Here is a 9,387-nt window from a genome sequence, read left to right on the forward strand (position 1 = left end):
CAATTCAACGCGACGGTTTTTTGACCAAGCTGAATCATAACCACCAACTTCGGCAGGACGTTCTTCACCATAGCTCACGGTTTCGATTAAAGATGAGCTAACACCTTGTAGAATCAAGAAATCGCGAACGGCGTTAGCACGACGCTCACCAAGAGCCATGTTGTATTCACGGCTACCGCGCTCATCGGCGTGACCTTCTAAACGAATAGACTTAGGAGAGTCTTTTAGCACTTCAGCGTGAATCATCAGCGCTGCGCGCGAATCAGCTTTTAGAATTGCCTGATCAAAGTCGAAGTAGAAAACGTGATCAACACCGGCAAGTGGATCTACATCAACTTCGGTAGTTGATACCGCTTGATCCATAGAAGTGTCAGTCATTGTATCGCTAGTATCCATGGACGTGTCTTCTTCAACAGAGTTGCTGCTACAACCTGCCAAGAAACCCACCACAGCTACCAAGGTAATCATTGTTTTTAATGTGTTGCTCATTGTTATCACTCCCAAGTGTTAATTAAGCGTAAAAAAACTTTGTATCTATGGACCGAAGCCGCCAAAACGGTGGCCCCTAAATATTTATATAAAAAGTAAACTACTTTGCTTTGAATGGAGACCAAGCCGGTTCCCGTACATCACCTTGTTTCGAGGGCAATCTAAATTTAACGCCAGCGTCCATAGAAACTGCAGCTAGAACGCCTTTGTTATTGTGTTGCGTCGCATACAATAACATGGCGCCATTAGGCGCGATACTGGGGGATTCGTCAAGCCATGTTTCTGTCAAAATGCGCATATCTCCAGAGGCAATATCTTGCCATGCGATATGGAACACACCATCGTAGCGATGCACCACAACCATGCTCTTGCCATCCGGCGATAGTCGTGGTCTGGCGTTATAATCACCTTCAAAGGTTAAGCGCTCTACACGCCCAGTTTCAAGCCCCACTTGATATATTTGTGGGTTACCGCCGCGATTTGACGTGAATATCAGCCCTTTGCCATCGGCGGTCCAATTGGGTTCAGTATCGATAGCAAAATGCCGGGTCACACGAGTCAGTTTCTTGGTCGCAACCTCTAAAACATAAAGCTCTGGGTTTCCATCTTTCGATAAAACCAACGCTAGTTTTTGATCATCCGGCGACCACGCAGGGGCGCCATTTAAACCTTGGAAATTCGTTAGCTGCTCGCGAGCACCGGTTAATAAATTCTGACGGAAGATTGCCGGCCGACTCGTTTCGAATGAAACATAAGCTACCTGCGTTAAGTCGTTCGACCAAGCAGGAGAGAGGAGCGGTTCACGTGATGCGAAAATAACCTTGTCACGCGCGCCATCGGCATCGGCCTTCACTAGCCGATAACGACCACTACCTGGACGGTTTAGATCTTCTATATAGAGAATCTTGGTGGAGAAAGCTCCACGAATACCGGTAATAGACTCATAAATTGAATCGCTCACCGCGTGAGCTATATCGCGTAACCCTTCGGAGCTGGCGCGCACTTTTTGGGTAAGCACGCGCTTCTGACCAATAACATCGTAGAGCTCAAAGCTCAATTCGTACTCCGCTGTGGCCGCTGGTGTGGCCGCAGGAATTTTCTCCATCGCACCAACTACCATGTACTCGGCACCTAAGATTCGCCAATCGCGAAAAAAGATGTCTTGCTGGCGCTGCGGGAATGCCAACATATCCGCAGGAGGGATCGGCCGAAACAATCCGCTGCGCTGCAAATCAGCGGCGACAATTTCACCAATATTTTCAGCTAAGCTCAGCGTGCCACCGAACGGGACTACCGCGATGGGAGTTGGGTTGTCGACGCCTTGGGTGATTTCGATCATTAACTCTGCTCGCGTTTGCATGGCTAATAGCGTTAGCAGTACGAACAGGGCATTGCGGATACTCATTGTCTTAAATCCTCTGGTTGAAACCCGAGACTAAACTTTCGAAAGTGTCGCTCGAATACTTCGATTGGAATATCCTTCACTTCAGGAAAGGTTTCCACTTTTTTCACCGCCGCAATTGCAGAGCGATCAAATGCAGGATTACCGCTACTGCGAGCCAAGACAACATCAACAACACGACCATTCGGCACCATACTGATCGTCAGTTCACAGCGCATGCCGTTACGTGCAGAAGGCGGGCGGCTCCAATTGTTGACAACACGTTGCTGAATTAGTGCAGCGTAACTCTGTGCCGTGGTGGCATACTGCTCTTCAAGCAGCATACCCTCTTCTTCTTGTAAGGCTTGCTCAAACTCCCGCTCTAGCTGCCGACGTTTTTGTTCTTCCGCTTCGCGCTGCGCTTTTTGCTTCTCGGCCTGCTCACGCAATTGTTTGTCTTTTATTTCTTGCTCTTTGCGCTTTTTTGCATCAGCGACCTTTTTAGCTTCCGCTTCACGACGCTGCGCATCACTTTTACGCTTCTGTTCCGCCAACTGCTTTTGTTTTTCTAGTTCACGTTTTTTTGCGGTTAGGTCAACGATATTAGGCTTTTTTTCAACACTCGACGGCTTTGCCGTTTTAGGCTTTAACTCGACCAGTTTAGCCTCTATAAATTGTGGCCGGCTAATTTTTCGCGGTTCAGGGGTGGAATCCCAACCCGAGGCCAAAAATGCAACCAAACCCGCATGACAAACCACGCTGGCTAAAATTGGCAACACATATTGACGTTGAATTATCATGATCTTATTAGTCTGTCGCAGGTTCAGTAACCAGCCCGACCGACGTTGCGCCAGCCGACTGTAGCTGTGTCATTAGCGACACGACCACACCGTAGTTGACCTTTGCGTCGCCCCAGACTAACACCTGACGATTGGGTTTCTGGCGTAATATTTTGGCTACCGTATCGGCAATATCCGCGAGAGCTCGCTGCTGTTCTGTGTCGCCGCCTAGGTTAATGTAATAACTGCCATCGACTTTTACAGAAACAATAATAGGCTCTTCATCTGTTTGATCGATGGGGGCCGAAGGCGCTTGGGGTAACTGCACCTTTACCCCCTGCATTAGCAATGGCGCCGTGACCATAAAGATTACCAACAGCACCAACATCACATCAATGTAAGGAACAACATTGATCTCAGCCATAGGTTTACGCTTATTGGAGTTTGCCATAACGAACGTCTCGGGAGTGCGCGGTTGTTATTTGTTTGAGTGAACTTGACGATGCAATATCGACGAGAACTCTTCAGAAAACGTTTGGTAGCGTGTCATTAGGCGATCGGCATTTGCGGAAAATCGGTTGTAGGCTAATACGGCTGGAATTGCGGCAAACAAGCCGATGGCGGTGGCAACCAGCGCCTCGGAAATACCGGGGGCGACCGTCGCCAAGGTCGCTTGATGATCATTAGCCAAACCGCGGAATGAGTTCATAATCCCCCACACAGTTCCGAACAAACCAATATAGGGACTAACCGATGCGACACTTGCCAAAAACGGCAGATGATTTTCAAGTTTTTCTTCTTCGCGAGTAAGTGCTACTCGCATTGATCGCTGAGCGCCTTCCATAATCGCGTCAGGGTCGGTACTGCCTTGCTGTCGCAAGCGACTGAACTCCTTAAAGCCCGCTCTAAATATTTTTTCGACACCCTCGATACTGTTGCGATTTGCATCTGCATTGCTTTGACGATAAAGCTGCGTAAGATCAATACCTGACCAAAAATGACTTTCGAACGCTTTTAACGCTAAGCTCGCTTTACGGTGATAGATAACACGCTGAAAAATCATAACCCACGATGTTATAGAGGCAAGAATGAGTATCCCCATTACCATCTGTACCGGCAAGCTAGCACCGGCAATTAAATGTAATATCGACAAGCTTTCAGAATTCATCGGTGGCCCCCCAAGGCGTCAAGCGCGCGATGTTATCACGAATATATTCGCTTACGTGCGGACTATTGTGGCATGTTGTTTTATTGGAATAGAAGTTTAACCTATCGAGCGATAATTGCCGGTCAAGTTGGCAGTTCGCTATTTTATTACTCCGGCTGCTGCGCGGCAGCGGCCACAGCATTTGCGATAGTTTCAGGAATAGCCAGTCCAAAATGGGTATAGGCATTCTGAGTTGCCATCCGCCCCCTCGGAGTTCGCATCATAAACCCCTGCTGAATTAAGAACGGCTCAAGTACGTCTTCTATTGTGTCTCGCTCCTCACTTATCGCCGCAGCAAGACTGTCGACGCCAACAGGGCCACCGCCAAACTTTTCGATCATCGCGAGTATCAAGCGACGATCCATATGATCAAAACCGTTGCTATCAATATTCAACATATTAAGCGCGAGATCGGCAATCCTCTCGGTAACGATTCCGTCGCTTTTCATCTCGGCATAATCGCGTACACGACGTAGAAGGCGGTTTGCTATACGCGGCGTGCCTCTAGCTCGGCGAGCGACTTCGTAAGCACCCTGTGGCTCCAACCTAACGCCGAGCAACTTAGCGCTTCGCGAAACAATATGCGTAAGGTCTTTTACATTGTAAAACTCCAAACGCTGAACAATACCAAAGCGATCGCGTAAAGGAGATGTTAACAAACCCGCACGCGTGGTCGCGCCAACTAAGGTAAATTGCGGCAATTCGACTTTTATGGAACGTGCTGCAGGTCCTTCGCCAATCATAATATCGAGTTGAAAATCCTCCATTGCCGGATACAACACCTCCTCCACAACAGGACTCAAGCGATGAATTTCATCGATAAATAACACATCACCGGGTTCTAGATTGGTTAGTAGCGCTGCGAGATCACCGGCCTTATCAAGCACTGGGCCAGACGTGGTCTTTAAAGCGACGCCCATTTCAGCTGCGATAATATTCGCTAAGGTAGTCTTACCTAAACCCGGAGGCCCAAATACCAAAGTGTGATCGAGCGCTTCACCCCGCGCCTTTGCGGCACCCATGAAAATTTCCATTTGTTCACGCACAACTGGCTGCCCAATATAATCGCTCAATTTCTTCGGGCGAACGGCTCTATCTAGCTGTTCTTCACGCGGCTGCACACCGCTACCGATGATCCGATCCTGCTCTATCATTTAATTTGTTGCCTGTTCAAATAGCTATTACTAACTATCTCGTTTCAAATAGTTAGTACTTTGCTGCCGCTCAATTCAGTCACTTAACAACTTTTGCACTTAACGAATGCGGCTAAACCTGCACGACTCGGCACTAGAGCCCCATTACGGCTTTAAGCCCCCGTGCTGATTCAAACTCAGATGAAAACTTAGCTCGGCAGCATACTACGCAGCGCCAAACGAATCATTTCTTCACTACGTACTATATCTGGAGTAGCCACACGCGATACCGCTTTTGCAGCTTCGGTGGGTTTGTAACCCAAGGCAATTAATGCGCTCTCCGCTTCTGCAATAAGATGACTATTCGACGTAGATGAAACACTTAACACATCGCTATTCAGGCCGAGCTCAGCTGGCGACGATGCGCCCCAAGAACCCAGCTTGTCACGGGTTTCAATAATCAACCGCTCGGCCGTCTTTTTACCAACGCCTGGGACCTTGACCAACGCAGTTACATTATCGTCCATAATATGACGGACAATGTCGGCCGTCTCTATCGACATAATGCCAACGGCCATCTTTGGGCCTACACCACTCACTTTAATCAAGACACGAAAAAATTCTCGGTCATGTCGACTAATAAATCCATAGAGTTGTTGCGAGGTTTCGCTCACAGCGAAATGAGTATGTAGCACAACCGATTGGTCTAGCTCTGGAAGACGGTAAAAAGTGGTCATAGGCGCGAGCAAGTCATAGCCTACACCTTGTATATCAACCATCAAATTAGGGGCTTGCTTCTCGATTAAAGTTCCGTTCAGTCGGCCGATCATAGAGGTAATTTTCCAAACAAATTAACACGTCTAGCCGTTAAACTGACGTCGGTAGTTATACAATAATGAGTATCAAAAAACTGTGCGGCCTCGCCGAAACCCTTTAGCGCCAGCCATACGAATGAGGTTTTGCTGGGTGTTTGCATGACATATGGCGACTGCAAGCGCATCGGCAGCATCTTCTTGCGGGCTGCGAGAGAGCTTTAGTAGGGTTTTCACCATGTGCTGAACCTGTAACTTATCCGCCGCTCCCGTACCAACGACAGCCTGCTTGATTGCTCGCGCTGCGTATTCCGCAACCGGTAAATCTTGATTTACTGCAGCAACTATCGCCGCACCACGCGCCTGCCCCAACTTTAAAGCTGAGCCGGCACTCTTCGCCATAAACACCTGTTCAATAGCAAACTCTTGCGGCTGGTACTGAAGGATAATCTCAGTAAGTGCGTCAAAAATAACTTTTAGACGTTGGGGGAACGCGTCAGCGGTTAATAGTGACTGCGGGATACGAATTACGCCACTGGCAACGTATTCCAAACGAGAAAATTGAGAATTGATCAGCCCGTAACCAGCCTTGCGAGACCCGGGATCAACACCTAATATTAGAGGCATATCTGTTTATATATTCAGTAGTTTGTGAAACGCAGTGTTTCAGTTGCCGGCGTAGCAGTCAAGTAGGAATCTATAGGCCCAAAACCCGCACCAGCAACAAAAACTGACGCCAAACTCTTCTAGGTGGAACAATACCCCTCCCACCTATACCGACTAAAGTCGGTATAGGTGTACTTAAGGCCAGTATTCAGCAGGCTAATACAACCGCAAGATATGGGATCGGCCAGATCTTTATAGCAACCCAATAGAGAGAGTTTTTTGAAAGATACAGTTATTTCAGATACAACGTTAGAGCCCTTCGACCGACAGGGCAATAATGCCGTTCTATTTGAACAAATTGCGCTGCTTTATCGGCAAACTTGGTCGATGTTAATCGTAAATTTAGTCGTCGCTTCAGCATTGACCTATGCAATGATCCCGCACGCGCCCGCCGCAACCGTATGGGGTTGGTTCGGCTATCTTGTTTTCGTTTTTCTTATCCGCATCGCCATCTATTATTTCTATCTTAAGTACATTAACGAGTCACAGCTGCGTTGGTTCGCCCGATTATTTTTAGTCGGCTGTTTTTTGTCTGCCTCCGCCTGGGGGGCCGCAAGTATTGTGTTCTTCCAAAGCGACAACCTACAAACCCAAGCTCTATTATTTTTTATCATTGCTGGAATGGGGGCTGGCTCGGTTACCTCGATGTACTCTTATCAACCTGCATTCTTGGTCTACTTCGTTACCTCATCATTGCCAATATCGATACGTTTGCTGATCGAACAAGACCGAACAGCAACCATTCTCGGGGCGCTCTTTATATTCTTTATCGTAGCGCTCAGCTTCTTTGCTGCGCGGATCAATAAGACGTTCATTGAGGCCCTACGAACACGCTTCTTAAATACAGAATTGGTCGATAAATTAAGATTTCAAAAAGAAGAGGCTGAACGCGCAAACCAATCAAAGTCTAAGTTTCTAGCCGCTGCCAGCCACGATCTTCGGCAGCCACTGCACGCACTTACACTCTATGCATCAGTTTTGTCGGACAACCTAAAAGCAAAAGAAAACAAAAAGCTAATTTCACAGATATGCTCATCAATCGAAGCCTTACAAACCTTATTTAATGCATTGCTAGATATTTCGCGACTTGAAGCTGGCACATTAATTCCAGATGTAAAAAGCTTTTACCTGCACCCTATGCTGCAAAGAATCGTTGCGGACTATCAGGGTGACGCCGTCAGCAAGGGGATTTCACTCTCGTTAGTCGGCCAAGATGTAGTCTGTAAAACCGATCCAACCCTGCTGGAACAGGTTATTCGTAACTACCTTTCAAACGCCATGCGCTACACAAAGGCAGGCGAGATCCGCATACAAGTGGTAACAACAGCTGAATCCATCGAAATCACCGTCGCGGACACTGGAATAGGGATTCCTCAAGATCAACTGGAATCGATCTTCGCAGAGTTCTACCAATTGAAAAATCCGGAGCGGGATCGCTCTAAAGGGTTGGGGCTTGGTTTAGCTATCGTCAAACGTATATCTAGCTTACTAGACATGCCAATTCTGGTGCAGTCAGAACTCAACAAAGGATCGAGTTTTTCAGTTTCTGTTCCTGTTGGAGATGATATAGAACATATGGAACCAGTAAACCAGTTGAGCAATTGGTCCCTTCCCGATCATGCATCGCGCCCCAACATCGTTATTATTGACGACGACCTCGATGTAAGAAATAGTACCGAAGCAGTATTTAGTAGTTGGGGATGTCGAGTATTTAGTGGCAGTACGCCGCAGGAAACAATTGAACAACTTAAAAAAGCGGGTGAATTACCAAGCGCAATTGTCGCAGACTATCGACTAAGGAATGGTCGCACCGGAATTGGTGCTATAGATTTAATCAAAGCGCAATTTGATAGCGATCTACCTGCATTGATCATGACCGGCGATACCTCCCCTGACCACCTCAGACTAATTCAAAATAGCGGCATCCCAATTGCTAACAAACCGGTCGCACCGTCAAAACTACGTGCATTTTTACTCAATGTACAAAAGCAAAAAGCCGCGTATTAATGCGGCTTTTTACTTTTATAAATAATTTGATTACACGAGCGTGGATTATTCGTTAATAGTCACTAAGCCTAGCTTTTCTGCCTTTACCACCGCCTGAGTTCTGTTAGACACCTCAAGTGCCCGCATGATATGAGTTACATGCATCTTAACCGTTGTCTCCGCTAGATTAAGTGCTCTGGCGATATCTTTATTTGAATGTCCCGACGCAATCAACTGCATAACATCTAGCTGTCGACCAGTAAGCACTCCACTAGTCGTCCCTTCATTAATCTGAGAATCCATTTGATTCAGCAAAAGTGCGGGAGGAACGTAGATATTCCCTGTTAACACAAGTCGGATCGCGTTAATCACAGCAGAACTTGAAGAGTCCTTGGGAATAAACCCCATTGCCCCTAAATCCAAGCACTTGCGTATATCCCGACCCTCCTGTGATGCGGAAAGTATAACTACGGGTAAAATCGGGAAGGTTTGGGTGATTTTGATAAGAACATCGAGACCAGATGCATCGGGCAGAGACAAGTCTAGCAACACCAAATCGAGCTGTGGATTTAAAGATGCGCACTGCAGCGCAGTAGCGCCGTCGGTCGCTTCGTAAATAGACAATACCTCATTGCCTGCGAGATCTTCCTTTAGTCCCGCCTCAAGTACATAGCGCATCCCTTCTCTAAAAAGTTTGTGATCATCAACAATCAAGAGATTCATAACGGCCTATTTTCTTATAGTTTTGAATATTTAGAAATGATTCTACGCTTTTTATAATATCCATGCAGTAACTCACACAGCAAGGGGCCAGGAAAGACTCGGCTGGTAAATTAAAAAAAGGGACGGGTTAGCTCAATCTCAATCCCTAGACGGCATCCGCAAATAGCCAAGGCCGAGCTGCCGCCAAATTCCAGACAAAGAAAAACCCCAG

Annotated in this window: 10 protein-coding genes; 1 reads left to right on the forward strand and 9 read right to left on the reverse strand. The window is 47.2% G+C overall.

Annotated elements, in window-relative coordinates; all coding sequences use genetic code 11:
* From pal to ruvC, 8 genes are all read right to left on the reverse strand, one after another.
* Positions 1-489 (reverse strand): peptidoglycan-associated lipoprotein Pal (gene pal, locus IDZ20_RS13410; protein WP_188151952.1); only part of this gene is annotated, 489 nt, incomplete at its 3' end.
* Between the two features lie 100 nt (positions 490-589).
* Entirely contained in the window at positions 590-1,894 is a 1,305-nt protein-coding gene (gene tolB / locus IDZ20_RS13415; protein ID WP_188151953.1) for a Tol-Pal system beta propeller repeat protein TolB, read from the reverse strand.
* Complete coding sequence (gene tolA / locus IDZ20_RS13420; RefSeq protein WP_245792326.1) at positions 1,891-2,670, reverse strand: cell envelope integrity protein TolA; 780 nt, start codon at positions 2,668-2,670, stop codon at positions 1,891-1,893. The genes tolB and tolA overlap by 4 nt, the downstream gene beginning before the upstream one ends.
* Before the next feature lie 7 nt (positions 2,671-2,677).
* Positions 2,678-3,100, reverse strand: coding sequence for a protein TolR (tolR, locus tag IDZ20_RS13425; RefSeq protein ID WP_245792327.1), 423 nt, complete (start codon positions 3,098-3,100; stop codon positions 2,678-2,680).
* Positions 3,101-3,127: 27 nt separating this feature from the next.
* Positions 3,128-3,817: a protein TolQ gene (tolQ, locus tag IDZ20_RS13430; protein WP_188151954.1), complete on the reverse strand. Its 690-nt coding sequence runs from the start codon at positions 3,815-3,817 to the stop codon at positions 3,128-3,130.
* Positions 3,818-3,963: 146 nt separating this feature from the next.
* Entirely contained in the window at positions 3,964-5,010 is a 1,047-nt protein-coding gene (ruvB, locus tag IDZ20_RS13435) for a Holliday junction branch migration DNA helicase RuvB (RefSeq protein ID WP_188151955.1), read from the reverse strand.
* Positions 5,011-5,198: 188 nt separating this feature from the next.
* Positions 5,199-5,819: a Holliday junction branch migration protein RuvA gene (ruvA, locus tag IDZ20_RS13440; protein ID WP_188151956.1), complete on the reverse strand. Its 621-nt coding sequence runs from the start codon at positions 5,817-5,819 to the stop codon at positions 5,199-5,201.
* A 72-nt stretch (positions 5,820-5,891) separates the two neighbouring features.
* Positions 5,892-6,428 carry a crossover junction endodeoxyribonuclease RuvC gene (gene ruvC, locus IDZ20_RS13445; protein WP_188151957.1) on the reverse strand — a complete coding sequence of 179 codons (537 nt, stop codon included), beginning with the start codon at positions 6,426-6,428 and terminating at the stop codon, positions 5,892-5,894.
* A 258-nt stretch (positions 6,429-6,686) separates the two neighbouring features.
* On the opposite strand from ruvC, the gene IDZ20_RS13450 reads away from it, so the two are divergent.
* Positions 6,687-8,474, forward strand: coding sequence for an ATP-binding protein (locus IDZ20_RS13450; protein ID WP_188151958.1), 1,788 nt, complete (start codon positions 6,687-6,689; stop codon positions 8,472-8,474).
* Between the two features lie 45 nt (positions 8,475-8,519).
* On the opposite strand, the gene IDZ20_RS13455 is transcribed toward IDZ20_RS13450, so the two are convergent.
* Complete coding sequence (locus IDZ20_RS13455; protein ID WP_188151959.1) at positions 8,520-9,176, reverse strand: response regulator; 657 nt, start codon at positions 9,174-9,176, stop codon at positions 8,520-8,522.
* Positions 9,177-9,387 lie beyond the last annotated feature (211 nt).

The organism is Teredinibacter waterburyi (genome assembly GCF_001922985.1).
Taxonomy (GTDB): Bacteria; Pseudomonadota; Gammaproteobacteria; order Pseudomonadales; family Cellvibrionaceae; genus Teredinibacter; species Teredinibacter waterburyi.

Coding starts and splice junctions, on each gene's coding strand:
- tolB (WP_188151953.1), bottom strand. CDS start 1,894: ATGAGTATCCGCAATGCCCTGTTCGTACTGCTAACGCTATTAGCCATG.
- tolA (WP_245792326.1), bottom strand. CDS start 2,670: ATGATAATTCAACGTCAATATGTGTTGCCAATTTTAGCCAGCGTGGTT.
- tolR (WP_245792327.1), bottom strand. CDS start 3,100: ATGGCAAACTCCAATAAGCGTAAACCTATGGCTGAGATCAATGTTGTT.
- tolQ (WP_188151954.1), bottom strand. CDS start 3,817: ATGAATTCTGAAAGCTTGTCGATATTACATTTAATTGCCGGTGCTAGC.
- ruvB (WP_188151955.1), bottom strand. CDS start 5,010: ATGATAGAGCAGGATCGGATCATCGGTAGCGGTGTGCAGCCGCGTGAA.
- ruvA (WP_188151956.1), bottom strand. CDS start 5,819: ATGATCGGCCGACTGAACGGAACTTTAATCGAGAAGCAAGCCCCTAAT.
- ruvC (WP_188151957.1), bottom strand. CDS start 6,428: ATGCCTCTAATATTAGGTGTTGATCCCGGGTCTCGCAAGGCTGGTTAC.
- IDZ20_RS13455 (WP_188151959.1), bottom strand. CDS start 9,176: ATGAATCTCTTGATTGTTGATGATCACAAACTTTTTAGAGAAGGGATG.